Annotated in this window: 26 protein-coding genes; 9 read left to right on the forward strand and 17 right to left on the reverse strand. The window is 65.1% G+C overall.

Annotation, left to right across the window (positions count from 1 at the left end; genetic code table 11):
• Positions 1 to 69 precede the first annotated feature (69 nt).
• From ACXAD2_RS10120 to ACXAD2_RS10150, 7 genes are all read right to left on the reverse strand, one after another.
• Entirely contained in the window at positions 70 to 1,350 is a 1,281-nt protein-coding gene (locus ACXAD2_RS10120) for a TRAP transporter large permease (RefSeq protein WP_475169509.1), read from the reverse strand.
• Positions 1,350 to 1,847 (reverse strand): TRAP transporter small permease, encoded by a 498-nt coding sequence (locus tag ACXAD2_RS10125; protein WP_475169510.1) that lies wholly within the window; start codon positions 1,845 to 1,847, stop codon positions 1,350 to 1,352. Before ACXAD2_RS10125 ends, ACXAD2_RS10120 begins: the two co-directional genes overlap by 1 nt.
• Positions 1,848 to 1,948: 101 nt before the next feature.
• Entirely contained in the window at positions 1,949 to 2,953 is a 1,005-nt protein-coding gene (locus ACXAD2_RS10130; protein ID WP_475169511.1) for a TRAP transporter substrate-binding protein, read from the reverse strand.
• A 238-nt stretch (positions 2,954 to 3,191) separates the two neighbouring features.
• Positions 3,192 to 3,446 carry a DUF6455 family protein gene (locus ACXAD2_RS10135; RefSeq protein WP_224901753.1) on the reverse strand — a complete coding sequence of 85 codons (255 nt, stop codon included), beginning with the start codon at positions 3,444 to 3,446 and terminating at the stop codon, positions 3,192 to 3,194.
• 3 nt (positions 3,447 to 3,449) lie between these two features.
• Positions 3,450 to 3,779, reverse strand: coding sequence for a DUF6455 family protein (locus ACXAD2_RS10140; protein WP_237220205.1), 330 nt, complete (start codon positions 3,777 to 3,779; stop codon positions 3,450 to 3,452).
• A gap of 4 nt (positions 3,780 to 3,783) precedes the next feature.
• Complete coding sequence (locus ACXAD2_RS10145) at positions 3,784 to 4,041, reverse strand: DUF6455 family protein (protein WP_066102981.1); 258 nt, start codon at positions 4,039 to 4,041, stop codon at positions 3,784 to 3,786.
• Positions 4,042 to 4,132: 91 nt separating this feature from the next.
• A complete protein-coding gene (locus ACXAD2_RS10150; RefSeq protein ID WP_475169519.1) occupies positions 4,133 to 4,843 on the reverse strand; it encodes a M48 family metalloprotease in 711 nt (236 codons plus the stop codon).
• A 242-nt stretch (positions 4,844 to 5,085) separates the two neighbouring features.
• On the opposite strand from ACXAD2_RS10150, the gene ACXAD2_RS10155 reads away from it, so the two are divergent.
• The gene (locus ACXAD2_RS10155) at positions 5,086 to 5,331 is read left to right on the forward strand and encodes a hypothetical protein (RefSeq protein WP_224901761.1); all 246 of its coding nucleotides are present in this window, start codon (positions 5,086 to 5,088) and stop codon (positions 5,329 to 5,331) included.
• Here the strand turns inward: ACXAD2_RS10155 and ACXAD2_RS10160 are convergent, their stop codons facing one another.
• Entirely contained in the window at positions 5,332 to 5,589 is a 258-nt protein-coding gene (locus ACXAD2_RS10160) for a DUF167 domain-containing protein (RefSeq protein WP_164178759.1), read from the reverse strand.
• A 151-nt stretch (positions 5,590 to 5,740) separates the two neighbouring features.
• Here ACXAD2_RS10160 and ACXAD2_RS10165 point away from each other — a divergent pair, with 151 nt between their 5' ends.
• Together ACXAD2_RS10165 and ACXAD2_RS10170 are read left to right on the forward strand one after the other, a co-directional pair.
• On the forward strand, positions 5,741 to 6,319 hold the full coding sequence (locus ACXAD2_RS10165; RefSeq protein ID WP_475169522.1) for a nitroreductase family protein: 579 nt from the start codon (positions 5,741 to 5,743) through the stop codon (positions 6,317 to 6,319).
• Complete coding sequence (locus ACXAD2_RS10170) at positions 6,316 to 7,017, forward strand: EI24 domain-containing protein (protein ID WP_224901768.1); 702 nt, start codon at positions 6,316 to 6,318, stop codon at positions 7,015 to 7,017. The genes ACXAD2_RS10165 and ACXAD2_RS10170 overlap by 4 nt, the downstream gene beginning before the upstream one ends.
• A 23-nt stretch (positions 7,018 to 7,040) precedes the next feature.
• Here ACXAD2_RS10170 and ACXAD2_RS10175 read toward each other — a convergent pair whose 3' ends face one another.
• The gene (locus ACXAD2_RS10175; RefSeq protein ID WP_066102995.1) at positions 7,041 to 7,334 is read right to left on the reverse strand and encodes a DUF1467 family protein; all 294 of its coding nucleotides are present in this window, start codon (positions 7,332 to 7,334) and stop codon (positions 7,041 to 7,043) included.
• Between the two features lie 9 nt (positions 7,335 to 7,343).
• Positions 7,344 to 7,748 carry a methylmalonyl-CoA epimerase gene (mce, locus tag ACXAD2_RS10180; protein WP_475169524.1) on the reverse strand — a complete coding sequence of 135 codons (405 nt, stop codon included), beginning with the start codon at positions 7,746 to 7,748 and terminating at the stop codon, positions 7,344 to 7,346.
• 199 nt (positions 7,749 to 7,947) lie between these two features.
• Between mce and ACXAD2_RS10185 the strand changes: the two genes are divergently transcribed.
• From ACXAD2_RS10185 to ACXAD2_RS10195, 3 genes are all read left to right on the forward strand, one after another.
• Positions 7,948 to 8,667 (forward strand): response regulator, encoded by a 720-nt coding sequence (locus ACXAD2_RS10185; protein WP_475169526.1) that lies wholly within the window; start codon positions 7,948 to 7,950, stop codon positions 8,665 to 8,667.
• Between the two features lie 97 nt (positions 8,668 to 8,764).
• Positions 8,765 to 9,241 carry a hemerythrin domain-containing protein gene (locus ACXAD2_RS10190; RefSeq protein ID WP_066103005.1) on the forward strand — a complete coding sequence of 159 codons (477 nt, stop codon included), beginning with the start codon at positions 8,765 to 8,767 and terminating at the stop codon, positions 9,239 to 9,241.
• A 180-nt stretch (positions 9,242 to 9,421) separates the two neighbouring features.
• Positions 9,422 to 10,054, forward strand: coding sequence for an MT-A70 family methyltransferase (locus tag ACXAD2_RS10195; RefSeq protein WP_066103008.1), 633 nt, complete (start codon positions 9,422 to 9,424; stop codon positions 10,052 to 10,054).
• A 214-nt stretch (positions 10,055 to 10,268) separates the two neighbouring features.
• Here ACXAD2_RS10195 and ACXAD2_RS10200 read toward each other — a convergent pair whose 3' ends face one another.
• Both ACXAD2_RS10200 and aspS read right to left on the reverse strand, forming a co-directional pair.
• Entirely contained in the window at positions 10,269 to 11,000 is a 732-nt protein-coding gene (locus ACXAD2_RS10200; RefSeq protein ID WP_475169532.1) for a BglII/BstYI family type II restriction endonuclease, read from the reverse strand.
• A gap of 5 nt (positions 11,001 to 11,005) precedes the next feature.
• A complete protein-coding gene (gene aspS / locus ACXAD2_RS10205) occupies positions 11,006 to 12,787 on the reverse strand; it encodes an aspartate--tRNA ligase (RefSeq protein WP_224901776.1) in 1,782 nt (593 codons plus the stop codon).
• Positions 12,788 to 12,970: 183 nt separating this feature from the next.
• Between aspS and ACXAD2_RS10210 the strand changes: the two genes are divergently transcribed.
• Together ACXAD2_RS10210 and carB are read left to right on the forward strand one after the other, a co-directional pair.
• Positions 12,971 to 14,203, forward strand: a complete 1,233-nt coding sequence (locus tag ACXAD2_RS10210) for a class I SAM-dependent methyltransferase (protein WP_475169535.1) — start codon at positions 12,971 to 12,973, stop codon at positions 14,201 to 14,203.
• 286 nt (positions 14,204 to 14,489) lie between these two features.
• Complete coding sequence (gene carB, locus ACXAD2_RS10215) at positions 14,490 to 17,822, forward strand: carbamoyl-phosphate synthase large subunit (protein WP_475169537.1); 3,333 nt, start codon at positions 14,490 to 14,492, stop codon at positions 17,820 to 17,822.
• A 232-nt stretch (positions 17,823 to 18,054) separates the two neighbouring features.
• Here the strand turns inward: carB and ACXAD2_RS10220 are convergent, their stop codons facing one another.
• The 5 genes from ACXAD2_RS10220 to ACXAD2_RS10240 form a co-directional block, all read right to left on the reverse strand.
• A complete protein-coding gene (locus tag ACXAD2_RS10220) occupies positions 18,055 to 18,741 on the reverse strand; it encodes an ABC transporter ATP-binding protein (RefSeq protein ID WP_475169539.1) in 687 nt (228 codons plus the stop codon).
• Positions 18,738 to 19,487, reverse strand: a complete 750-nt coding sequence (locus tag ACXAD2_RS10225) for an ABC transporter ATP-binding protein (protein ID WP_475169543.1) — start codon at positions 19,485 to 19,487, stop codon at positions 18,738 to 18,740. The genes ACXAD2_RS10220 and ACXAD2_RS10225 overlap by 4 nt, the downstream gene beginning before the upstream one ends.
• Positions 19,480 to 20,463: a branched-chain amino acid ABC transporter permease gene (locus ACXAD2_RS10230; RefSeq protein WP_475169546.1), complete on the reverse strand. Its 984-nt coding sequence runs from the start codon at positions 20,461 to 20,463 to the stop codon at positions 19,480 to 19,482. The genes ACXAD2_RS10225 and ACXAD2_RS10230 overlap by 8 nt, the downstream gene beginning before the upstream one ends.
• Positions 20,460 to 21,380, reverse strand: a complete 921-nt coding sequence (locus ACXAD2_RS10235; RefSeq protein ID WP_475169548.1) for a branched-chain amino acid ABC transporter permease — start codon at positions 21,378 to 21,380, stop codon at positions 20,460 to 20,462. The genes ACXAD2_RS10230 and ACXAD2_RS10235 overlap by 4 nt, the downstream gene beginning before the upstream one ends.
• A gap of 121 nt (positions 21,381 to 21,501) precedes the next feature.
• Positions 21,502 to 22,632, reverse strand: a complete 1,131-nt coding sequence (locus ACXAD2_RS10240; protein ID WP_203595259.1) for an ABC transporter substrate-binding protein — start codon at positions 22,630 to 22,632, stop codon at positions 21,502 to 21,504.
• A 220-nt stretch (positions 22,633 to 22,852) separates the two neighbouring features.
• Between ACXAD2_RS10240 and ACXAD2_RS10245 the strand changes: the two genes are divergently transcribed.
• A complete protein-coding gene (locus ACXAD2_RS10245) occupies positions 22,853 to 23,248 on the forward strand; it encodes a winged helix-turn-helix domain-containing protein (RefSeq protein ID WP_475169551.1) in 396 nt (131 codons plus the stop codon).
• Positions 23,249 to 23,277: the final 29 nt, after the last annotated feature.

The raw sequence follows: 23,277 nt of genomic DNA on the forward strand, positions 1-23,277 counted from the left end.
ATGCTCTCAATGTCACGAGCGGTGTAGCAGCCCGGCGCGGCGATGTGGAGAGCCGCCGCGCCGAGAGGCTCAGCCGAAGATCAGTTTCGGCACGAAGAGCGAGATCTGCGGCAGGTAGGTGATCAACAGCAGCACGATCACGTTGACCACCACGAAGGGCCAGACCCCGGCGATGATCTGTGTCACCGGTTTGCCCAACGTCGAGGAGGCCACGAAGATGTCGAGCCCAAAGGGCGGCGTGATCATCCCCAGCGAAATGTTCAGCGTGACGATCATGCCGAAATGCACCGGGTCGATCCCCAGCGATTGCGCCACGGGAAAGAGCGGCGGCACAAGGATCAGCATGGCCGAGTTCGGGTCGATGAACATGCCCGCGATGAAGAAGCACAGGTTGGCGACCATCAGGAAAGTGATCCAGCCCGCGTCCACCGAGTTGAGCAGCGAGATGATCCCGTTCGGCACCTGCGCCAGCGTCACGAAGAAAGAGATCAGCCCGCCCATCGCCAGCAGCACGAAGATGATCGCGGTGTTGATCGCGCTGCGTTCGGTGATCTTGAACAGATCGCTCCACGTCAGGCTGCGCAGGATGACCGCCTCGACCACGATGGCATAGACCACGCTGACCGCTGCCGCCTCGGTCGGGGTGATGATGCCTGAGTAGATGCCGCCCAGAATGATCACCGGCATCCCCAGCGCCCATTTCGCCTGCCAGATGGAGCAGAACCGCTCGGACCACGGCACGCGCGGCTCGCGGGTGACGCCGCCCTTGCCCGCTTCCAGCCAGACGAAGAGCGCGAAGGCGAGGCCAAGCACGATGCCCACCGCCAGCCCGCCCGCGAACAGCCGCGAGATCGAGGTGCCGGTCATCCAGCCGTAGACGATGAGGGTGATCGAGGGCGGGATCAGCAGCGAGGTCTCGGCGCTGGCGACCAGCAGGCCAAGGCTGAACTTGTCGGAGTAGCCCGCCCGCTTCATCTCGGGGTAGACCATCCGGCCCATGGCCGCGACGGTGGCCGGGGCCGAGCCCGAGACCGCGCCGAAGGCCATTGAGCCGCCAACCACCACATGGCCGATGCCGCCGCGCGTGTGGCCAACGAGGGCCTTCACCACATTCACCAGCTGCGCGGCGATCTGCCCGGCGCCCATCAGGTTGGCGGCGAAGATGAAGAAGGGAATAGCCAGCAGCGTGGTATGGTCGATGCCGCCGACGATCTTCTGCACGATCGCCGGGTCAGGCAGGCGCGCGTAGAACATCTCTTTGTAGGCCAGCGCGGGCACACCCAGCACCAGCAGCATCTCGAACCCGGTCAGCAGCAGCGCGACCGCAAGGAGGATGATCAGGATCAGCATCACTCAGCCTCCGCCTGCGCCGCGAAGCGGTCGATTACGCCAAAGAGGCTCAGCCCGTAGCGCAGCGCCAGCAGCAGAAAGCCGATGACCGGCGCGAGGTAGATCAGCCCCATGGGAATGCCGAGCGTCGGCGAGGTCTGGCCGGATTTGAGCACGAACTCAACCATCTGCACGCCCAGCCACGCCACATAGAGCGAGAACAGCAGCCCCACCGTGTCGATCAGGCGCAGCAGCCAGCGCCGCGCGCCCTCGGGCAGCTTGTCGCGCAGGTTGGTGATGCCCACATGCTTGCCCCGCTCCAGCGCGAGACCGAGCGCGAGGAACACCAGAAAGAGGTTCATCAGCCGCACCGCTTCCTCGATCCAGGCAAAGCGGCTGGCCATGGTGCCGCCAAACTCGCGCATCACCACCGAGCCGAAGAACAGCGCCACCATGGTCAGGAACAGCACCACGAGGATCGTGCGCTCGACCCTTCGCAGCAGGTTGAGGAATGTCATGGGCGGTCTCCGGGACTTTTTCGGGCGGCGGCTTGCAAAGAGGCGCCCGGAGATCCGGGCGCCTTTGAAGGTCTTGATAAATTTACGTGCGGGGCACGGGCTTATTCAGCGGTGGCGTCCTCATAGGCTGTCAGCAGCGCCTTGCCTGCGTCACCGGCCTTGGCGAGATATGCCTCGGACGCCGGGCCCCAGGTCAGCTCGCGCAGTTCGGCGCGCTCTTCGGGCGAGGCCACGCGCACGTTGGTGCCCGCATCCTTGATCACCTGCAGCGCCTCTTCCACGGCGGCGGCCTTATGCGCGGTCAGCTCGGGGATGACCTCGGCGAAGGCGCCCTTGATCACGTCCTGATACTCGGGCGTCAGGCTCTCCCAGAACATCGGGTTGAACAGCACCACATCTTCCATCGCGCCGTGATCCGAGACGACGAGGTTCTTTTGCACCTCGTAGAACTTCATGTTCTTGATGGTGTCGAGCGGGTTCTCTTCGCCGTCGACGACGCCGGTCTGCAGCGAGGTGTAAAGCTCGCCGAAGGGCAGCGCGATGGCCGAAGCGCCAAGCGCATTGAACTGCTCGATGAGGATCGAGCTGTCCATCACGCGGAACTTCTGGTCGGCAAAATCGGCGATGTTGTCGAGCGGCTTGTTCGAGGTGAACTGCTTCTTGCCGTTGGGCCAGAGCATCAGTGCCACCATGCCCTTGTCGGCGAAGGTATCGAGCAGCGCCTGACCAAAGGGACCGTCGCGCAGGGCCTGCGCCTCGGCGGCACCCTCGGGCAGCAGATAGGGGATATCGAGGATCGAGACCGCCGGGTTGAAACCGCCAAGGAAGGCGGCGGGGGCCACGGTGCCCTCGATGGTGCCAAGCTGCACGCCCTCGTTCATCTGGCGCTGGTTGCCCAGCTGGCCCTGCGGGAAGATCTGCAGCTCGACCGCGCCACCGGTCCGCTCTTTGACCAGTTCCGCCACCTTCTCGAGGTGCACGTGACGGCTCTGCGCCGGGCTCTCGAGATGGCCGATCTTGGCCACGAATTCCTGCGCCGAGGCGGCACCGGAAACAAGCGAAAGGGCGAGCGCGAGCGCGGCGCCGGCAAAGCGGGTCGTGACCATACGGGTGTTCTCCAGAAATTTTCGACGGCACTAGCTACCGGGCGGAGCGGGCGCAAGTCAAAGTGAACGCGCTGTGAGCGGCAGCGGCGGCGCGCAGCAGGTCGGCGGTGGGCAGTTTTTGGGCAGAGTTTTCGCGCCGAGAGAAGCCCACTCATCCCCCGGCCACAAAAAAGCGGCCCGCTTGCCAGGAAACGGGCCGCAGTCGGATGCACTCCCCTCTCAAAAAAGTGCACCTAGCTCAGTGAAGGCGCCTCAGCCGCGACAGCGGTCCTGCGATGCGGCAGCCCGGAGGCGGCGCCTTTGCAACATTATGCTGGACGGCCAGCCACTTCTCGCATTGCTCGACCAGCGCGCAGCCGCGGCAGGCGGCCACCATAACCTCGTAATCCTCGGCCCTCAGGCGTCCCTCGCGCAGCGCCGCGCTGAGGTTGACGCCCATGACCCGTGCCACGCTGCGGGTCATCCAGAAATGCCGCGCCGTGTCTCCAAGCATCGCTCACACCTCTTGGACGAGTTCACCCTGCAGCGCCGCGAAAGTGCGGCTGTTCACGCAGTCCTCGGGGCAGGCCCGCGGCGCATCGCCCTCGGATCCGGCCTCCATCGGTTCGAGATGACCAAGCCAGCGGTCACAGCCCTCGGCCCAGAGGCAGCCCCGGCAGCGCCCGACCATCGCGGCCCAGTCGCTCTGCGGCAGCAGCCCATGATCCTGCGCCGCCACCAGATCGACGCCGGTGGCGCGGGCCATCCGCTGCACGCGCCAGAAATGCGCGCGCTCATCACCCAGCGGCATCGGGCGCGGACCGCGTTTCATGCAGGCAGAGATCATCGCCTTACCTCCCTGCAAGCTGCTGGAAGAGATCGGCGTTGCGGCAATAAGAGGGCGTGGCCTCGGCCTTGCCCTTCTGTGCCGCGATCCAATGTTCGCAGGTATCGGGATGGGTGCAGCCTGTGCAGGCAAACACCGCATCCTCCAGCGCGCTGAAGCTGAGCTTGCCGCGCATCATCTGCTCTTCAAGATCGACCCCCACAGCGCTTGCCATATGGTCGACCAGCGCGGCGTGGCGTTTGAAATCCCTTGCTCCGGGCATGGCATATCTCCCCGTTGTTCGGCCCTGATGGCCGTTTCCTCGGGGTGATCCTATCAAAGACTGCCGCTGCCGCCCTTGATGCACATCAACGTCAGACCCCGCCGCCGGCCTGAACCGCCGCGACGGTGCGGCGCACGGCGTCGATTTGCGCGGCATTCGGCGGATGGGTGCCGAGGAAGCGGTTGCCGGGATCGGGCAGACGCTCGAAGAACCGCGCACCGCGGATCGGATCGAAGCCCGCGCGCATGGTGATCACCGTGCCCAACTCGTCCGCTTCCAGCTCGTAGTTCTTGGTGAAGGTGCGTGCGCCGACAGAGGCGCCGAACTCTTCGGCGCTGCGCACCGAGGCCTCGTCGGCTCCGGTCATCGCGGCGATGCCCGAAAAGATGATCGCGCCGATGGCGGCATCTTCCTGCACCCGATCGAGATGGCCAAGAATATGATGCGACGCCTCATGCCCCATGACGAAGGCAAGCTCGTCCGCGTTCTGCGCATCGCGGATCAGCGCAAGGTTGAACGCCAGCACCGGGCGGCCCTGACTGTCGCGGGTCTGAAAGGCGTTGGGCTCTTCGCCGGGGCGGTCGTCGACCACGATCAGGAAATCGCAGTTCGACCCTTTGTAAGAGATCGACCGGCACTGCTGCTCGGCCACCGGCTCGACCCGATCCACCACGTCGACGAATTGCTGCGCCGCGCGCGATCCGGTCCCGGCAAGCGGATCGCCGCCCCCCGGCACCGACGAGATCGGCACCGCCGTACAGGCAGAGATCAGGACAAACAGAAGGGGCAGAATTCGGCGCATGTGGCGGCTCGCTCCGGGTCTGGACATAGGGTCACGATAGGGGCCAGCGGCGAGGCGCGCCAGTGCGGCCGTCAACAGATGGCAGCATTGTGCCTTAAACGTATCTCCCCAACGCCGCCGGACCCATGCAAGCTGGGCGCTGCGCCGTTCAAAGGCCCACCCGGCCCCGCCTGCGCAAGTTTCCGTGACGCGACCAAAATTCCGGATTGTCTGCCGGTGCATTACGCGTCTAGGCTGAGACCATGTTCAGTATCGAGCACGAATTCGACGCCACCGTTGTAACCCTCGTGGACGAGGGCGATCCGCATCTTCAGGAAGACGTGGTCGTCTCGAGCTTTGAGGAATGCGTCACGGTCGAGCAATATGACCCGCGCACCGACAAAGTGAATAAAATCACCCTTTCGATGACGCAGATGCGCGACCTCGCCGCCGCGATCAGCCTTCCCGAGGGCGTCTATACAAGGCAGGGCAGCGACACCGACGAGTGATCAACCCTCGACCCGGAAAGCCTTGTCGCGCGACGTCGCGCCGCGGATCAGCGTCAGCCGGGATTTCGGCACCCCCAGCGCCTTTGACAGCAGCTTGACCACGGCGTCATTCGCCTTGCCGTTCTCCGGCACGGTGGTGACATAGATGCGGATCTGCCCATCCTCCTCGCGGATCTCGTTGCGCGAGGCCTTTGGGGTCACGCGGACCTCCAGCACCGCCCCGGGCGCGGCGAGATGGGTGAGGTCGGGTTTGGCCATGACGGGGGCTCCTCGCAGCTTTTCCGCTCTTCCTATCAAGTCATCGCGCCCGGCGCATCCCCCGCCACACCTGGGGTCGGCACGCATCGCAACCGGTTGAAACCGCGCCGCCAAAGGCAGACATAGGAGGCGACTGAACGAGGAGACGGCGATGCCCACCCCCAATCCGCAGGCCATGGAGTTCCTGCTCAGCCGGCGCTCGCGCCCGGCCAAGACCCTGACCGGCCCCGCCCCCGACCGCGAGGCGCTGCTGCCGCTGCTCACCGCCGCCGCGCGCACGCCGGATCACGGCAAGCTGGAGCCGTGGCGCTTCATCGTGCTGGAGCGCGGCGCGCTCGACCGGCTGGCAGCTGCCGTCGGCCTGCGCGCAGAGGCGCTCGGCGTGGACCCGGACCAGGCCGCGAAGGCACGCGCCGCCTTCGCCGACAGCCCGCTCTGCGTGGCGGTAATCGAGGTGCAGAAAGAAAGCCCGAAGATCCCGCCGCTTGAACAGACCTATTCCGCCGGTGCCGTCTGCCTCGCGCTGCTCAATGCCGCGCTGGCTTCGGGCTGGGGGGCCAACTGGCTGACCGGCTGGGCGTCGCATGACCGCGGATTTATTGAGGAAACGCTGGGGCTCGCCGCAAACGAAAGCGTCGCGGGCTTCATCCATATCGGCACCGAAACCTCGGCCCCGCCGGAACGCCCGCGCCCCGACCTAGACACGATCACCACGTGGATGGACGCATGATCCCGGCGTCTTTCCTCGCCGCCATAGGACAGATCGGCGACGCGCGCTTTCGCTCGGTGCTGATCAAGGGGCTCGGCCTGACGGTCGGGCTCTTCGTGTTGATCTATTTCGTCTTCGTCACCGTCGTGGGCTGGCTGGTCGGCGACACCGTCACCCTGCCGTGGATCGGCGATGTGACATGGGTCGACACCGCGATCAGCTGGGGCGCGGTGCCGCTGATGCTGCTGCTGTCGGTCGTGCTGATGGTGCCGGTGGCCTCGGCCATCACCTCGTTCTTTCTCGACGACGTGGCGCAGGCGGTCGAAGACCGGCATTACCCCGCGCTCGGCCCCGCCATGGAAGTGAGTTGGGGCGAAGCGCTGCGCGACACGCTCAGCTTTCTCGGTGTGATGATCGCCGCCAACCTCGTGGCGCTGGTGCTCTACGTGCTGTTTGCGCCCTTCGCGCCCTTCATTTTCTGGGGGCTGAACGGCTTTTTGCTGGGGCGGGAATATTTCACGCTGGCCGCCATGCGCCGGGTCGGGCGCGAACAGGCCGCCGTGCTGCGCCGCCGCCATCTGCCGACGATCTGGGTCGCGGGCGTGCTGATGGCGCTGCCGCTTTCGGTGCCGCTGGTGAACCTGCTGATCCCGATCCTAGGGGCGGCGACATTCACCCACATCTATCACCGGATCCACGGCGAACGGCCCGTGGGCTGAGGGCTCGTCTGAGGGCTGGCGGCTCAGTCGCCAGCCGTCACCGGCGGCCCCATGCGGTTGAACATCCAGCTGTCGATGTCGCGCACGCTGATCATCCCGCTGAGGATGATCGAGGCGAAGATCGCCCATAGCACGGCAGAGATCCCCGTGGTGATCCATGCCTTGCGCTTGAGGTTATGCACCTCCGGGCTGCCCGCGTGGGTGCCCGGCACCACCTCGCCGACGTCGCCTTGGGTCTTCAGCCGCAGGGGAATCACGCACAGGAAGGTCATGAACCAGATGACCGCGAAGAGAACGATGCCCGATGTGATCGCCATGATGCGCCCTCAGACCTGTTCCAGTTCGACCAGCGTGCCCTGAAAATCCTTGGGGTGCAGGAACAGCACCGGCTTGCCATGCGCGCCGATCTTCGGCTCGCCATTGCCCAGCACCCGCGCGCCCTGCGCTTTCAGGTGATCGCGCGCCGCAAGGATGTCCTCCACCTCGTAGCAGACATGGTGAATGCCGCCCGAGGGGTTCTTGTCGAGGAACCCCTTGATCGGCAACTCGTCTCCCAGCGGATAGAGCAATTCGATCTTGGTGTTGGGCAGTTCGATGAACACCACCGTCACGCCGTGGTCCGGCTCATCCTGCGGCGCGCCGACCTTTGCACCCAGCGTGTCGCGGTACATCGCCGAGGCCGCCTCCAGATCGGGCACGGCAATGGCGACATGGTTGAGACGACCGATCATGACACTCTCCCTCGAATCTTCGCGTCGCCCGGTTATCGCGCGCCCGAGCCCCCTGCCGCAAGCGGGTGCGTCCATTAACCGCCCATTAGCTACGGCGGGTGAGGATGGCAAAGACCACCAGTGAGTATCTGCGACAGTGCCAGCAGCGAGCGTGACCTAGAGGGACAGTGACTATGAGCGACAACCATGAGTGCCAGCCATGAGTGACAGTGACCGCCTCCCGCCTCAACCTCCTCGCCCCACCGCGACCCGACCGTTGCTGGGGATGACGCTGCTGGCGGTGGAGGACAGCCGCTATGCCTGCGACGCCTTGCGCCTGATGGCGCTGCGCAGCGGAGCCCGCATCCGCCGCGCCGATTGCCTGCAGGCCGCGCGCCGGCACCTGTCGCTCTACAGGCCGACCATCGCGGTGGTCGATCTTGGCCTGCCGGACGGGTCGGGCGCCGAGCTTATCAAAGACCTCGCAGAACAAAGCCCGCGCCTGCCGGTGCTGCTGGGCACCAGTGGCGATCCTTTCGCCGAACCCTTGGTCGAGGCTGCGGGCGCCGACGGGTTCCTCGACAAGCCCCTGCACAGCCTGCTGCACTTTCAAAATGCCATCATCGCGGCGCTGCCGCCCGGTCGCCGCCCTGGCGGCATCAGGCTGGTGCCCGATGATCCGATTCGCCCGGATCCGCTGGCGTATCAAGACGATATCGCCCATGCGGCAAGCCTGCTCGACGGGACGCCAACGCCGCAGCTTGCCGATTATCTGGCGCAATTTCTCGGTGGTCTCGCCCGCAGCGCGGGGGATGCCGCGCTCGAGAGTGCCGCGGCGCATCTTGCCGAGGCCCGCTCAGAAGAGCGCCCCATGGAGAGCGCTTTGGCCCATTTGGCGCAGGTGCTGCGCGAACGGCTCGACAGGCGCATGGCGATCTGAGGTGATCGCGGGGAACCCCCGCCCCTCTTTCCGCGTTGCTGGGCCGAACACCTAGTCACCCAGCTAGTCACTCAGCCACCTGCACGCGGAGAGCCACATGACCTCGATCTACGACGCCATCACCAAGGACCATGAACACCATCGCACTCTGCTGGACCGCATCGACAAGACCGAGGGCGACAGCCCCGAGCGGCGCGAAGCTTGGGGAGAGTTCTACCGCGAGATCAAATCCCATTCCGCCGCCGAAGAGGAAGAGTTCTACTCGGCTCTGATGAAAGAGACCTGGGGTCAGGACGCCGCGCGCCACTCGGTGCATGAACATGCCGAGATGGATGAAATCCTCGAAGAGCTGAACGAGATGGATATGTCGTCTTCGGGCTGGCTCACCCGCTTCCGCACGCTCAAACACGACTACGAGCATCATATGGAAGAAGAAGAGGACGAGGTTTTCACCCGCGCCCGCAAGGTCGTCGGCGAGGAGGAGAACGACGCCTACGGCAAGCGGTTCCTCACCCGCAAGGAAAAGGAACTTGGCCTCATCGAGAAGAAAAAGGCCGATCACCTCGAAGACTGAACGCAAGCTTTTGCGGCGCCATTCGGGGGTGCGACGCTGCGGCGTCGCGCCCCTTTTTCATGCCCAACCCCGGCTCAAGCCGTTCCATTTTTGTTCGCAATGCCGCACAACGCGCAAATGCGCCATGCGAGGCACGAAAGCCGCGTGACAAGGGGGCGTCTGGAAGGCTATATTTCGGTAATGACACAAAGCGCAGCGCAACATTTGTCCGAGTTTCTGGGGGATGATCGGTTTGGGACCGTCATGGCGGATCCGCCGTGGCGTTTCACCAATCGCACCGGAAAAGTCGCCCCCGAACACAAGCGCCTTGCGCGTTACCCCACGATGACGCTCGAGGATATCTGCGCGCTGCCGGTGGCCGACCACCTGCAGGATATGGCGCATTGCTATCTTTGGGTGCCGAACGCGCTGCTGCCCGAAGGCCTGCAGGTGCTGAGTTCCTGGGGCTTCGAGTATAAGTCGAACATCGTCTGGCACAAAATCCGCAAGGATGGCGGCTCTGACGGGCGCGGCGTGGGCTTCTACTTCCGCAATGTGACCGAGCTGTTGCTCTTCGGCACCCGCGGCAAGAACGCGCGGACCGAAGCGCCGGGCCGCCGTCAGGTCAACATGATCCAGACCCGCAAGCGCGAACATTCGCGCAAGCCGGACGAGCAGTACGAAGTCATCGAGAGCTGCTCGAAAGGGCCGTATCTGGAGATGTTCGGCCGCGGTGTGCGTGAGGGTTGGACGGTCTGGGGCAATCAGGCCGACGCCGACTACAAGCCGACATGGAAGACCTATTCCTACAACTCGGGCGTCGCGGCGGAGTAATCCGCGGCGCAACGCGAGCCGGGCGAGCGCTGGCCCGTGGGGTGGCGCTGCGACGGCTGTGATCTGCGCTTTATTCCAGCCAAGTCCGTGCACCCCCCGAACGCCGTGCTGAAATGACAAAGCGCCAGCCCGTGGGGACGGGCCAGCGCTCGCCCGGCGGCCTTCGGCCTTGTTCCGGGCGGATCAGCACTTCGATCTTAGAAAAATCCGGCCCCTAGCCCTGAAGAATCGCGTCCGGCAGACCGATCAGCACCAGCGGGCAGGGATTGCCGACGCCGCGGCGCACGCGTTCTTCGAGCTTGGACCAATGGGTGGTGGCGGTGCCGAATTTATCGGCGACGAACTTGCGCGCAAAGGCTTCGGGGAACGTCATGCCTTTGGCCACCTGCGCCTCAACCGCGGCGCGCTGCTTGGCGGTGCGATCGCCGATGCCGAGCCGCTGCAGGTCTTCTTCCGACTGCAACCCGTTCGCTTCCAGCCAGCTGCGGATGCGCGGCAGCATGCGGTCCTGCAACGTCGAGCCGCGCGTCACCACGATGCCCAGCGAGATCGCCGACTGCGCGTGCAGGCGCTGGAAATTCTCGAGATCGCGGTCAAAAAACGGATCCTTGTTGTTCCACTCGATCTCGAGCGCCAGCCGCCCCGCCCCGGCGCGACGCACGTGGTCGATCTCATGCGAGATCGAATTGCGCTCCACGCCGTCGACGATGGTCTGGACAAGGAAGTTGTGCTTTTCCCAGCCGCGGGCGCTGAGCGCGCGCCGCAAGCGCTGGGTCTGCCCCGACTCGCCACCGCCACCGGCGATCAGCTCGGAAAGTTCGATGCTGAACTCCGAGAGCGTCTCGACCAGTTCGGCGGTTTCTTCGGGGAAGTCGACGCTCAGAATCGCCGCGGCGTGGTTGCGCACTTCGACATCGAAGCCGCGGGATCTGAGCGTCTCGAGCATCTGGATCACTCCTGCGGGATGACCCGCAGCGACAGTTCCATCAGCTGGTCCGAGCTGGGCTCGGAGGGCGCCTGCATCATCAGGTCTTCGGCGCGCTGGTTCATCGGGAACATGATGACCTCGCGGATGTTCTGTTCATCCGCCAGCAGCATCACGATCCGGTCGATGCCCGCGGCGCAGCCACCGTGCGGCGGCGCGCCGTAGTGGAAGGCCTGATAGAGCGCGCCGAAGCGGCTCTTCACTTCTTCCTCGCCGTAGCCCGCGATCTCAAAAGCCTTCAGCATGACGTCCGGTTTGTGATTCCGGATCGCGCCCGAGACAAGCTCGTAGCCGTTGCACGCAAGGTCGTACTGGAAGCCGCGCACGTCGAGCGGATCGCCGTTGAGCGCGTCCATCCCGCCCTGCGGCATCGAGAACGGGTTGTGCTCGAAGTCGATCTCGCCGCTCTCCTCGTCCTTCTCGTAGATCGGGAAGTCGACGATCCAAGCAAAGGCGAAGCGGTTCTCGTCGGTCAGCTTCAGCTCGGCACCGATCACGTCGCGCGCTTTGCCCGCCACACGCTCGAAGCTCGAGGGCTTGCCGCCGAGGAAGAAGGCCGCGTCGCCGACATCCAGACCAAGCTGCTGGCGGATCGCCTCGGTGCGCTCGGGGCCGATGTTCTTGGCGAGCGGGCCTGCAGCCTCGATGCCTTCGCCCTGATCGCGCCAGAAGATGTAGCCCATGCCGGGCAGACCCTCTTTCTGGGCAAAGGCGTTCATCCGGTCGCAGAACTTGCGCGAGCCGCCGGTGGGCGCGGGGATGGCGCGGACCTCGGTGCCTTCCTGCTCGAGCAGTTTGGCGAAGATCGCAAAGCCCGAGCCGCGGAAGTGCTCGGAGCAGTCCTGCATCTTGATCGGGTTGCGCAGGTCGGGCTTGTCGGTGCCGTACCACAGCGCCGCGTCCCGGTAGGAGATCTGCGGCCACTCACCGGGCGCGTCGACGTTCCGGCCACCGCCGAACTCTTCGAAGATGCCCGCGATCACCGGCGAGATCGTGTCAAACACGTCCTGCTGGGTGACAAAGCTCATCTCCATGTCGAGCTGGTAGAAGTCGGTGGGCGAGCGGTCGGCGCGCGGGTCTTCGTCGCGGAAGCAGGGCGCGATCTGGAAGTATTTGTCGTAGCCCGACACCATGATCAGCTGCTTGAACTGCTGCGGTGCCTGCGGCAGCGCGTAGAACTTGCCCGGATGCAGACGCGACGGCACGAGGAAGTCGCGCGCGCCTTCGGGCGAGGACGCGGTGATGATCGGCGTCTGGAACTCGCGGAAGTTCTTGTCCCACATGCGGCGGCGGATCGAGGCGACCACATCCGAGCGCAGGGTCATGTTGCGCTGCATGCTCTCGCGGCGCAGGTCGAGGTAGCGATAGCGCAGGCGCGTCTCTTCCGGGTACTCCTGCTCGCCGAACACCATCAGCGGCAGTTCGTTCGAGGCGCCCAGCACTTCGATCTCGCGGATGAACACCTCGATCTCGCCGGTGGGCAGCTTGGGGTTCACCAGCTCGGGATCGCGGGCTTTCACCTCGCCGTCGATACGGATGCAATATTCGGCGCGGACCTTCTCGACATCCGCGAAGGCGGCGCTGTCGGGGTCACAGAGCACCTGCGTGATCCCGTAGGTATCGCGCAGGTCGATGAACAGGATGCCGCCGTGATCGCGAATGCGGTTCACCCAACCGGAGAGGCGGACGGTTTCGCCGACGTTGGCGTTGGTCAGATCTGCGCAGGTATGGCTGCGATAGGCATGCATGGGTCTTGCCCTTCGGAAACTGCTGGAAAGTTAGGCGCCGATACACCGCTAGAGCGTGGGGAAGTCAAGGGACGCCACTTGGATTTGCCATATTTCGTTCGTGTTGTAACGTCTGGGAACCTTTTTTCGATTCCAAACGTTTTCAACCGTTTTCAAACAAATCCGAGTTAAGGGGGTCTGATCATGTGGGTATCCATACTCGAAAGAATGTTGAAACGGCTGATCGTTGAGGGTCGGCTGAAGATCACGGCCCCCGACGGAGCGCTGCATGAGTTCGGACCGGGAGGCGGCCCAGAAGCCGAAGTCACGATCACCGATACCTCGATCATCAAGGATCTGTGCCAGCATCCGGTGATGGCGCTTGGCGAGGGCTATATGGATGGCCGCATCGACTGTCCGCCGCATAAGCTCTACGATTTCCTCGCGCTTTTGATCCGCAATCAGCAATCCGGACAGATGCCAACGTGGTTCGTTGCGATGGACAGGATGCGTGTGGGACTGCGCGGTCTCGAACAGCGGAACAACCCGCTGCGTTCGCAATCGAACGTTCAGCACCATTATGATATCTCGGATGACCTCTACCGGCTCTTTCTCGATGAGGATATGCAGTACTCCTGCGCCTATTTCCGCGACCCAGACATGAGCCTTGAAGACGCGCAGCGCGCCAAGAAAGACCACATCGCCCATAAGCTGCTGCTCAAGCCGGGCATGAAGGTGCTGGATATCGGCTGCGGCTGGGGCGGCATGGCGCTGACGCTGGCCCGCGACTACGGCGTGCATGTCACCGGCGTCACCCTGTCAGAGAACCAATTGGCCACCGCCAAGCAACGCGCCGAAGCGGCGGGACTGGCCGATAAGACCGACTTCCGCTTGCTCGATTACCGTAAGATCGAAGACAAATTCGACCGCGTGGTGTCGGTCGGCATGCTGGAGCACGTGGGCTTCCCGCATCTGCAGGACTATTTCGCGAAAGTGCAGGACGTGCTGAAGCCCGAGGGCGTGGCGCTGATCCACACCATCGGCCACACCGCGCCGCCGGCGCCCACTTCTCCGTGGATCGACAAGTATATTTTCCCGGGCGGCTATATCCCCAGCCTGTCGGAGGTGTCTGCCTCGATCGAAAAATCCGGTCTTTGGGCGGCCGATGTCGAGGTGCTGCGCGGCCACTATGGCCCGACGCTCAACCACTGGCGGCGGCGTTTCGAAGCGGCGCTGCCGAAGGTGCGCGAGATGGGCTATGACGAGCGCTTCATCCGCATGTGGCGCTTTTACCTTGCGGTCTGCGAGGCGGCCTTCGAGGAAACCCGGCAGGGCGTCTTCCACCTGCAGATCGCGCATAAGCAGTATGCCGTGCCGACGACCCGCGACTATCTTTACGGCCACGACGCGCAGGAACTGCTGCACGCCGCGCAGTGAGTCCGCGCCGTCTTCGGCCTTGGGAACATCTTGCCTAACCGGGCGGGACGTCTCGCTGATTCCGTGCACCAGACCCCGCCCCTGAAAAGCGGAGGGCATGACGCCGCGACACCTGTGATGTCGCGCGGCTGTCACCGAGTTTTGCTCTGAGGAGGAAAACAAGGCGGATCTGGGGTTGCGTGGGCAAAGCTTCTGTCTATAACGCACGACAATTTGCGGGGAGCGGCGACTCCGTCGCGTGCTGCCCCCTGCCCGACCGTGATCGACATGACATAAAGGTGCCCCCATGCCTAAAAGAACCGATATCAAATCCATCATGATCATCGGAGCGGGGCCCATCATCATCGGGCAAGCCTGCGAATTCGACTACTCCGGTGCTCAGGCTTGTAAGGCGCTGCGCGAAGAGGGTTACCGGGTCATTCTGGTAAACTCGAACCCGGCCACGATCATGACCGACCCCGGGCTCGCCGATGCCACCTACATCGAGCCGATCACCCCCGAGGTCGTCGCCAAGATCATCGAGAAAGAGCGCCCCGACGCGCTGCTACCCACCATGGGCGGCCAGACCGGCCTCAACACCTCGCTCAAGCTCGAGGAAATGGGTGTCCTCGAAAAATTCGGCGTCGAAATGATCGGCGCCAAGCGCGAAGCCATCGAGATGGCCGAAGACCGCGCGCTGTTCCGCGAAGCGATGGACCGCATCGGCCTTGAAAACCCGGCGGCGACCATCGTCACCGCCCCCACCAAGCCCGACGGCAAGGCCGATCTCGACGCTGGCGTGCAGATCGCGCTCGAGGCGCTTGAAACCGTCGGCCTGCCCGCGATCATCCGCCCCGCCTTCACCCTCGGCGGCACCGGCGGCGGCGTTGCGTATAACCGCGAAGATTACATGCACTATTGCCGCTCGGGCATGGATGCCTCGCCGGTGAACCAGATCCTCGTCGACGAGTCGCTGCTGGGCTGGAAAGAGTTTGAGATGGAGGTCGTCCGCGACAAGGCGGACAACGCGATCATCGTCTGCGCCATCGAGAACGTCGATCCCATGGGCGTCCACACCGGCGATTCGATCACCGTGGCCCCGGCGCTGACGCTGACCGACAAGGAATATCAGATCATGCGCAACGGCTCGATCGCCGTGCTGCGCGAGATCGGCGTCGAGACCGGCGGCTCCAACGTGCAGTGGGCGGTGAACCCCGAGAATGGCCGCATGGTTGTGATCGAGATGAACCCGCGCGTGTCGCGCTCCTCGGCTCTGGCGTCCAAGGCCACCGGCTTCCCGATCGCCAAGATCGCCGCGAAGCTGGCCGTGGGCTATACGCTCGACGAGCTGGACAACGACATCACCAAGGTGACCCCGGCCTCCTTCGAGCCGACCATCGACTATGTGGTCACCAAGATCCCGAAATTCGCCTTCGAGAAGTTCCCCGGATCCGAACCCTATCTCACCACCGCGATGAAATCGGTGGGCGAGGCGATGGCGATCGGCCGGACCATCCACGAATTGCTGCAAAAGGCACTGACCTCGATGGAATTGGGCCTTTCGGGCTTTGACGAGGTGGACATCCCCGGCGCCCCCGAGAAATCGGCCGTGATCAAGGCGATCAGCCAGCAGACCCCCGACCGCATGCGCACCATCGCGCAGGCGATGCGTCACGGCCTGTCGGATGACGAGATCCACGGCGTGACCATGTTCGACCCGTGGTTCCTCGCCCGTATCCGCGAGATCGTCGAGGCCGAAGAGCAGGTGCGTCAGAACGGTCTGCCGACCGATGCCGAAGGCCTGCGCGCGCTGAAGATCATGGGCTTCACCGATGCCCGTCTCGCCGCGCTCACCGGCTTTGCCGAGAAGGATGTGCGCAAGCGCCGCACCGAGCTTGGCGTCGTCGCCAGCTTCAAGCGCATCGACACCTGCGCCGCCGAGTTCGAGGCGCAGACGCCCTATATGTATTCGACCTACGAGATGCCCATGATGGGCGAGGTGGAATGCGAGGCGCGCCCCTCGGACCGCAAGAAGGTTGTGATCCTCGGCGGCGGTCCCAACCGCATCGGTCAGGGCATCGAGTTCGACTATTGCTGCTGCCACGCCTGCTTTGCGCTGACCGACGCGGGCTATGAGACCATCATGGTCAACTGCAACCCCGAGACCGTGTCGACCGACTACGACACCTCGGACCGCCTGTATTTCGAGCCGCTGACCTTCGAGCACGTGATGGAAATCCTTCGCGTCGAGCAGGACAATGGCACGCTGCATGGCGTCATCGTGCAGTTCGGCGGCCAGACCCCGCTGAAGCTGGCCAATGCGCTCGAGGCAGAGGGCATCCCGATCCTCGGCACCACGCCCGACGCCATCGACCTCGCCGAAGACCGCGAGCGCTTCCAGGCTCTGGTCAACCAGCTTGGCCTCAAGCAGCCGCGCAACGGCATCGCCTCGACCGACGCACAGGCGCTGGCCATCGCCGACGAGATCGGCTTCCCGCTGGTGATCCGCCCCTCCTACGTGCTGGGTGGCCGCGCGATGGAAATCGTCCGCGACATGGCACACCTCGAGCGCTACATCGCCGAGGCCGTGGTGGTTTCCGGCGACAGCCCGGTGCTGCTCGACAGCTACCTGTCGGGCGCCATCGAGCTTGACGTCGACGCGCTCTGCGACGGCGAGGGTGTGCATGTGGCAGGCATCATGCAGCACATCGAAGAGGCTGGCGTGCACTCGGGTGACAGCGCCTGCTCGCTGCCGCCCTTCTCGCTCTCGGCCGAAACCATCGACGAGATCAAGCGTCAGACCGAGGCACTGGCCAAGGCGCTCAACGTCGTGGGCCTGATGAACGTGCAGTTCGCCATCAAGGGCGGCGAGATTTACCTCATCGAGGTGAACCCGCGCGCCTCGCGGACCGTGCCTTTCGTCGCCAAGGCAACCGACAGCGCCATCGCCTCGATCGCCGCGCGCATCATGGCGGGCGAGAAGCTCTCGGCCTTCCCGCTGCGCGAAGCCTATCCGGCGGATGCCGATTACGACACGGCGCTGCCGCTGGCCGATCCGATGACGCTGGCCGACCCGAACATGCCGTGGTTCTCGGTGAAGGAAGCGGTGCTGCCCTTCGCTCGCTTCCCCGGCGTCGATACGATCCTCGGGCCGGAAATGCGCTCGACCGGCGAAGTCATGGGCTGGGACCGCTCGTTCCCGCGCGCCTTCCTCAAGGCGCAGATGGGCGCAGGCACGCATCTGCCGACCGGCGGCGCGGTGTTCATCTCGATCCGCGACGAGGACAAGACCCCGCAGATGATCGAGACCGCGCAGACGCTCGCCGGGCTCGGCTTCAAGATCCTCGCCACCGTTGGCACCGCCAGCTTCCTCAAAGAAGCGGGCATCACCTGCGAGGTGGTCAAGAAGGTCTACGAGGGCCGTCCGAATGTGGTCGATCTGCTGAAGGATGGCGGCGTGCAGCTGGTGCTCAACACCACCGAAGGCGCGGCGTCGATCTCGGACTCGCGCGAAATCCGCTCGGTCGCGCTCTATGACAAGATCCCCTACTACACCACCGCCGCAGGTGCCCACGCTGCTGCGCTGGCGATGAAGGCCCGCGAAGAAGGCGAGCTGGTCGTGAAGTCGCTGCAGGCATAAGCCAGCGGGATCAAGGTTCTGAAAGGGGCGGGAGTTTTCCCGCCCCTTTTTTTGTCCCACCGCAGCCGGGCGAGCGCCTGCCCGTGGGGTGGCGCTGCAAGGCCGGAGTTGCGCGCTTTATGTCAGCCGCATCCGGACGACATGCGAGCGTTGCTTGACGATGAAGAAGCGCCAGCCCGCCGGGACGGGCAGGCGCTCGCCCGGCGGCCTTCGGCCTTGATTCCGGGCGTCCTCACACCCCGAGATAGCGCTCCGCGACCTCGCCTTTCACCTCGGCGAACACCCCGTCCCAGACGGATTTCCCGCGCTCGAGGATCACCGCGCGGTCGGCCACTTGCGCCAGTTCCGCCAGCGCCTTGTCCACCACGAGGATCGACAGCCCGCTGTCGCGCTTGAGCACCGCCAGCGCGTCCCAGATTTCCTGCCGTACCAGTGGCGCAAGCCCTTCGGTCGCCTCATCCAACACCAAGAGCCGCGGGTTGGTCATCAGCGCGCGCCCGATCGCCAGCATTTGTTGCTCGCCCCCCGAAAGCGTCCCCGCCACCTGCCCGCGCCGTTCGGCAAGCCGGGGGAACAGCGCCTCGACGCGCGCCTGATCCCATGCGCCGGGGCGCGCCGCGGCGATGAGGTTCTCGGTCACCGAAAGATCGCGGAAACAGCGCCGCCCCTCGGGCACCAGCCCCACCCCCAGCCGCGCGACCCGGTGCGAGGGCAGTTTCGCGATGTCCTGCCCGGCAAAGCGGCGCGTGCCCCCGGCGGGCATCATCCCGCACAGGCAGCGCACCGTGGTGCTTTTGCCCATGCCATTGCGACCCATGAGCGCGAGCACCTCGCCCTCTTCGATCTCCAGCGACACCCCAAAGAGCGCCTGCGAAGCCCCGTAAGAGGCGGTGATGTCGTGCAGTTCCAGCAGGCTCATGTGGCATCCCCCAGATAGGCGTCACGCACCTCGGGGCTGCGGCGGATCTCATCGACCGTGCCGGTGGCGATGATGCGCCCGTAGACCAGCACCGAGATGCGGTCGGCGAGGGCAAACACCGCGTCCATGTCATGTTCAATCAGCAGGATCGGCGCCTCGGCGCGCAGGGCCGAGAGCACGCCGGTCAATTCCTTGGAGCCTTCACCGCCCAGCCCCGCCATCGGCTCGTCCATCAAAAAGGCCTTGGGCTGCAGGGTCAGCGCCACCGCGACCTCAAGCTGGCGGCGCTGGCCGTGGCTCAGCTCGCTGACCACGGTGGCGGCGTGATCGGCCAGCCCCATGCGCTCGAGCGCGGCCATGGCGCGGTCCCTAAGCTCGGCCCGTTTCAGCGCAGGACGAAAGAACCGGTAGGGCGAGCCCGTCGCCCCCAGCGCGCCCAAGAGCGCGTTCTGCAGCACCGTATCCTCCATCGCCAGCGCCGAGACCTGAAAGGTCCGCGCCAGCCCCATGCGCGCGCGGGCCATGGTGCTGAGCCCGGTGACATCGCGCCCGAGGAACTGCACCGTGCCCTCATCGGGCGCGATATTGCCCGAGAGCTGCTTGATCATCGTCGATTTGCCCGCGCCATTGGGGCCGATCACCGCGTGGATCTCGCCGGGGCGCAGGTCGAGCGTGATGCCGTCCGAAGCGCGCAGCGCGCCGAAGGCTTTCACCAGCCCGCGGGTTTCCAGAACCGGCTCAGTCATGCGCCTTCCCCCGCCCGACCAGCAGCCCGACCAGACCGCCGCGCGCAAAGAGAACCACCGCCAGCAGCAGGATGCCCAGCCAGATGTGCCAGAACTCGGACATATCGCCGAGGAAATGTTCCAGCATCACAAAGACCGCCGCGCCTACCACCGGGCCGAAGAGCCGCCCGACGCCGCCGAGGATGATGAACACCATGATCTCGCCGCTGGTTTGCCAGCTGAACATCGTCGGGCTGACGAAGCGGTTGAGATCGGCGAACAGCGCCCCCGCCAGACCGGTGATCGCGCCGGAGATGACGAAGCCCACCAGCCGCAGGCGTTTCGGGTCGAGGCCCACCGCACGCACCCGCTCGGGGCTCTGCCGCGCCGCGCCGAGCGCGAGGCCGAAGGGGCTGCGCGCCACCAGATGCGCGCCCAACAGCACCGTGCAGAGCACCGCGTAGCACAGGCCGAAGAACTGGATCGGATCGAGCGTGTTCAGCCCCGGAAAGCCGTTGCGCACATAGATCGACAGCCCGTCCTCGCCGCCATAGGCGCTCCACGAGATCGAGAAGAAGTAGAACATCTGCCCGAAGGCCAGCGTGATCATGATGAAGTAGACGCCCGAGGTGCGCAGCGCCAAGAGGCCAATGAGCCATGCCGCCAGCGCCGAGGCCAGAACCGCCGCCAGCCAGATGAAGGGCATGGAAGTGGAGCCTTCGAACAGGAACGGCCATTCGAACATCGGCTCGTAGTTCTGCACATGGCTGGCGAGGATGCCCATGGCATAGCCGCCGATGCCGAAGAAGGTGGCGTGGCCAAGGCTCACCAGACCGCCGATCCCCAGCGCGTTGTTCAGCCCCACCGCGGCCAGCGCGAGGATCGCCGCGCGGGTCGCCAGCGTGATGGTGAAGGGCTCGCCCATGACATGCGCCGCCAGCGGCACGAGGCCGAGCGCCAGCAGCACCACCGCGCCAAGGATACGTTCGCGACTCATGATTTCGCTCCGAAGAGGCCGGTGGGTTTCCAGACCAGCACCGCCGCCATCAGCACGTAGATCGCCATCGAGGCCAGCGCCGCCCCGGTCTGCGTGGCGGCGGCGGGGTCCATGAACAGCCCGAAGATCTGCGGCAGGAAGATGCCGCCCAGCGTGTCGGTCAGCCCCACGAGGATCGCGCCGACCAGCGCCCCTTCGATCGAGCCGATGCCGCCGATCACGATCACCACAAAGGCTAGGATCAGCACCGGCTCGCCCATACCCACCTGCACCGACTGGATCGCCCCGACCAGCGCGCCCGCCAGTCCGGCGAGCGCCGCGCCGAGGGCAAAGACCAGCGTGTAGAGCCGGGCGATGTCGACGCCGAGCGCGGCGATCATCTCGCGGTCGTTCTCACCGGCGCGGATGCGGATGCCGAGCCGCGTGCGCGCGATCAGCCAGAACAGCAGCGCCGCCACCACAAGGCCCATGCCGATGATGAACAGCCGGTAAAGCGGGTATTGGATGCCGCCCGGCAGGGTGACCGGCCCCGAAAGCGCCTCGGGGATATCGAGATAGAGCGGGAAGGATCCGAAAATCCAGCGCGTGCCTTCCGAGAAGATCAGGATCAGCGCGAAGGTGGCCAGCACCTGATCAAGATGGTCGCGATCATAGAGCCGCCGGATCACCAGCCGCTCGACCAATGCGCCCGCAGCAGCGGCGGCGGCCAGCGCGGCAACCAGCGCCAGCACGAACGAGCCTGTGGCGGCGGCGGTCGCGGCAGCGGCGAAAGCGCCGACCATGTAGAGCGAGCCATGGGCGAGGTTGATCAGCCCCATGACGCCGAAGATCAGCGTCAGCCCGGCGGCCATGAGAAACAGCATGACGCCGGATTGCAGCCCGTTCAGCACCTGCTCGGCGATGAGGATGGGGGTCATTCTATAGTCCGTCTCAGGTCGGCGGCGGGCCGTGGTCCGCGCGCCCGGCATATGTACCGAGATGTACCAAGGTCGAACGCGGCCTGCCCCGGATCGCTCCGAGGGGCCGCGCCCGGCAGGGTCACATCTTGCACTCATCCTCATAGGCGTGGCCGCGATCCTCGATCGCCGTGCCGACGATCTTGTTGGTGAGGATATCGCCTTCCTTCACCACCTCGCGGACATAGATGTCCTGAATCGGGTGATGGCTGGCCGAGAACTCGAACTCACCGCGGACCGAGGCGAAATCGGCCTCTTCCAGCGCCGCGCGGAAGGCGTCCTTGTCGCTGACCTCGGCCTTATCCAGCGCCGAGAGCAGCAGCAGCGCGGTGTCATAGCCCTGCGCCGAATAGAGCGACGGCAGGCGGTCGTATTTGGCCAGATAGGCCTCGACGAAATGCGCGTTGCTCTCGTTCTCGAGGTCCTTGTTCCACGAAGAGGTGTTCTTCACGCCAAGCGCCGCGTCGCCCACCGCCTGCAGGATGTTCTGGTCGAAGGAAAACGCGGGGCCAACCAGCGGCAGATCCACACCACTGTCGGCATATTGCTTGAGGAAAGAGATCCCCATGCCGCCGGGCAGGAAGAAGAACACGCTGTCGGCGCCCGAGGCGCGGATCTGCGCGATCTCGGCGGCATAGTCGGTCTGGCCGAGCTTGGTATAGATCTCGCCCGCCAGTTCACCCTCGTAGAAGCGCTTGAAGCCGTTGAGCGAATCCTTCCCCGCCGGGTAGTTGGGCGCGAGAATGAAAGTGTTCTTGAACTCGGCGCTGGTGGCATAGGCCCCCGCCGCCTCGTGCAGGTTGTCGTTCTGGTACGACACCGAGAAATAGTTCGGGTTACAGCCACGGCCCGCCAGCTGCGCCGGCGCGGCGTTGGTCGAGAGGTAGAACAGCCCCTGCGCCGTCGCCGAGGGCACCACCGCCATGGCAAGGTTCGACCAGACGATGCCGGTCAGAACGTCGACCTTGTCCGACTGGATCATCCGGTCGGCGATCTGCACCGCCACATCGGGTTTCTGCTGGTCGTCCTCGACCACCACTTCCAGATCGTCGCGGCCCGCTTCCTCGATCGCGAGCATGAAGCCGTCGCGCGTGTCGATGCCAAGGCCCGCGCCGCCGCCCGAAAGCGTGGTGATGAGCCCGACCTTGGTCTCGGCGGAACCTGCCGTCGCGCAGGCGACAAGCGCCGCCGAGGCGAGAAGCTGTTTGAGCATGGGTATCTCCCTGTTGTCCCTTCGGGCGGCCTCTTGCGGGCTGCCGTTCTTGATTGCGGCCAGTCTTGGACAGACGTCGGGGAAAGACAAGTGCGCGTGAACGCGGCGCGCGCGTCAAGGCGGGATCGTTGCACCGGCGCGCCCGAAACGCCCGAAATACCCTGAAGCGCAGCCCGATCCGCCGCTTGCCAGCTTCGTTTGGATGCGGGATGACTTGCGCATGAGCGAGACACCTCCAGACAGCGCGCCGCGCCTGCGGCTGCGCATCCTCTTCGGCACCGACGCCATGCTCGGCCCCGGCAAGGCCGACCTGCTGGAACATATTCGCTCGACCGGATCCATCGCCGCCGCGGGCCGCGCCATGGCCATGAGCTACAAGCGCGCGTGGAGCCTTGTCGAGGAAATGAACCATGCGTTCCGAGACCCGCTTGTGGCCAGCAGCCGCGGCGGCACCAAGGGCGGCGGCGCGCATCTTACCGAGACCGGCGAGGAGGTGCTGGCCAACTACCGCGCGCTCGAAGAGACCATTGCCGAAGCCGGGGCCGACCGGATCGAGACGCTGCAAAGCCTGCTGCGTGGGCAAGACGGTCCGCCCGATATTCCCGAGGGGAAATAACGCTTGCCCGGGCGGTCCTTGATTGCGAT

The organism is Salipiger sp. ABN3_019 (genome assembly GCF_056158605.1).

What these genes read in the sequence shown, in the direction of transcription:
- ACXAD2_RS10240 (WP_203595259.1), bottom strand. Translation starts at nt 22,632, where the DNA reads ATGCTCAAACAGCTTCTCGCCTCGGCGGCGCTTGTCGCCTGCGCGACG.
- ACXAD2_RS10210 (WP_475169535.1), top strand. Translation starts at nt 12,971, where the DNA reads ATGTGGGTATCCATACTCGAAAGAATGTTGAAACGGCTGATCGTTGAG.
- ACXAD2_RS10150 (WP_475169519.1), bottom strand. Translation starts at nt 4,843, where the DNA reads ATGCGCCGAATTCTGCCCCTTCTGTTTGTCCTGATCTCTGCCTGTACG.
- ACXAD2_RS10170 (WP_224901768.1), top strand. Translation starts at nt 6,316, where the DNA reads ATGATCCCGGCGTCTTTCCTCGCCGCCATAGGACAGATCGGCGACGCG.
- ACXAD2_RS10245 (WP_475169551.1), top strand. Translation starts at nt 22,853, where the DNA reads ATGAGCGAGACACCTCCAGACAGCGCGCCGCGCCTGCGGCTGCGCATC.
- ACXAD2_RS10220 (WP_475169539.1), bottom strand. Translation starts at nt 18,741, where the DNA reads ATGAGCCTGCTGGAACTGCACGACATCACCGCCTCTTACGGGGCTTCG.
- ACXAD2_RS10235 (WP_475169548.1), bottom strand. Translation starts at nt 21,380, where the DNA reads ATGACCCCCATCCTCATCGCCGAGCAGGTGCTGAACGGGCTGCAATCC.
- ACXAD2_RS10225 (WP_475169543.1), bottom strand. Translation starts at nt 19,487, where the DNA reads ATGACTGAGCCGGTTCTGGAAACCCGCGGGCTGGTGAAAGCCTTCGGC.
- ACXAD2_RS10135 (WP_224901753.1), bottom strand. Translation starts at nt 3,446, where the DNA reads ATGCTTGGAGACACGGCGCGGCATTTCTGGATGACCCGCAGCGTGGCA.
- ACXAD2_RS10130 (WP_475169511.1), bottom strand. Translation starts at nt 2,953, where the DNA reads ATGGTCACGACCCGCTTTGCCGGCGCCGCGCTCGCGCTCGCCCTTTCG.
- carB (WP_475169537.1), top strand. Translation starts at nt 14,490, where the DNA reads ATGCCTAAAAGAACCGATATCAAATCCATCATGATCATCGGAGCGGGG.
- ACXAD2_RS10120 (WP_475169509.1), bottom strand. Translation starts at nt 1,350, where the DNA reads ATGCTGATCCTGATCATCCTCCTTGCGGTCGCGCTGCTGCTGACCGGG.
- ACXAD2_RS10195 (WP_066103008.1), top strand. Translation starts at nt 9,422, where the DNA reads ATGACACAAAGCGCAGCGCAACATTTGTCCGAGTTTCTGGGGGATGAT.
- ACXAD2_RS10125 (WP_475169510.1), bottom strand. Translation starts at nt 1,847, where the DNA reads ATGACATTCCTCAACCTGCTGCGAAGGGTCGAGCGCACGATCCTCGTG.
- ACXAD2_RS10165 (WP_475169522.1), top strand. Translation starts at nt 5,741, where the DNA reads ATGCCCACCCCCAATCCGCAGGCCATGGAGTTCCTGCTCAGCCGGCGC.
- ACXAD2_RS10160 (WP_164178759.1), bottom strand. Translation starts at nt 5,589, where the DNA reads ATGGCCAAACCCGACCTCACCCATCTCGCCGCGCCCGGGGCGGTGCTG.
- ACXAD2_RS10145 (WP_066102981.1), bottom strand. Translation starts at nt 4,041, where the DNA reads ATGCCCGGAGCAAGGGATTTCAAACGCCACGCCGCGCTGGTCGACCAT.
- ACXAD2_RS10230 (WP_475169546.1), bottom strand. Translation starts at nt 20,463, where the DNA reads ATGAGTCGCGAACGTATCCTTGGCGCGGTGGTGCTGCTGGCGCTCGGC.
- ACXAD2_RS10185 (WP_475169526.1), top strand. Translation starts at nt 7,948, where the DNA reads ATGAGTGACAGTGACCGCCTCCCGCCTCAACCTCCTCGCCCCACCGCG.
- ACXAD2_RS10190 (WP_066103005.1), top strand. Translation starts at nt 8,765, where the DNA reads ATGACCTCGATCTACGACGCCATCACCAAGGACCATGAACACCATCGC.
- ACXAD2_RS10140 (WP_237220205.1), bottom strand. Translation starts at nt 3,779, where the DNA reads ATGATCTCTGCCTGCATGAAACGCGGTCCGCGCCCGATGCCGCTGGGT.
- ACXAD2_RS10175 (WP_066102995.1), bottom strand. Translation starts at nt 7,334, where the DNA reads ATGGCGATCACATCGGGCATCGTTCTCTTCGCGGTCATCTGGTTCATG.
- aspS (WP_224901776.1), bottom strand. Translation starts at nt 12,787, where the DNA reads ATGCATGCCTATCGCAGCCATACCTGCGCAGATCTGACCAACGCCAAC.
- mce (WP_475169524.1), bottom strand. Translation starts at nt 7,748, where the DNA reads ATGATCGGTCGTCTCAACCATGTCGCCATTGCCGTGCCCGATCTGGAG.
- ACXAD2_RS10200 (WP_475169532.1), bottom strand. Translation starts at nt 11,000, where the DNA reads ATGCTCGAGACGCTCAGATCCCGCGGCTTCGATGTCGAAGTGCGCAAC.
- ACXAD2_RS10155 (WP_224901761.1), top strand. Translation starts at nt 5,086, where the DNA reads ATGTTCAGTATCGAGCACGAATTCGACGCCACCGTTGTAACCCTCGTG.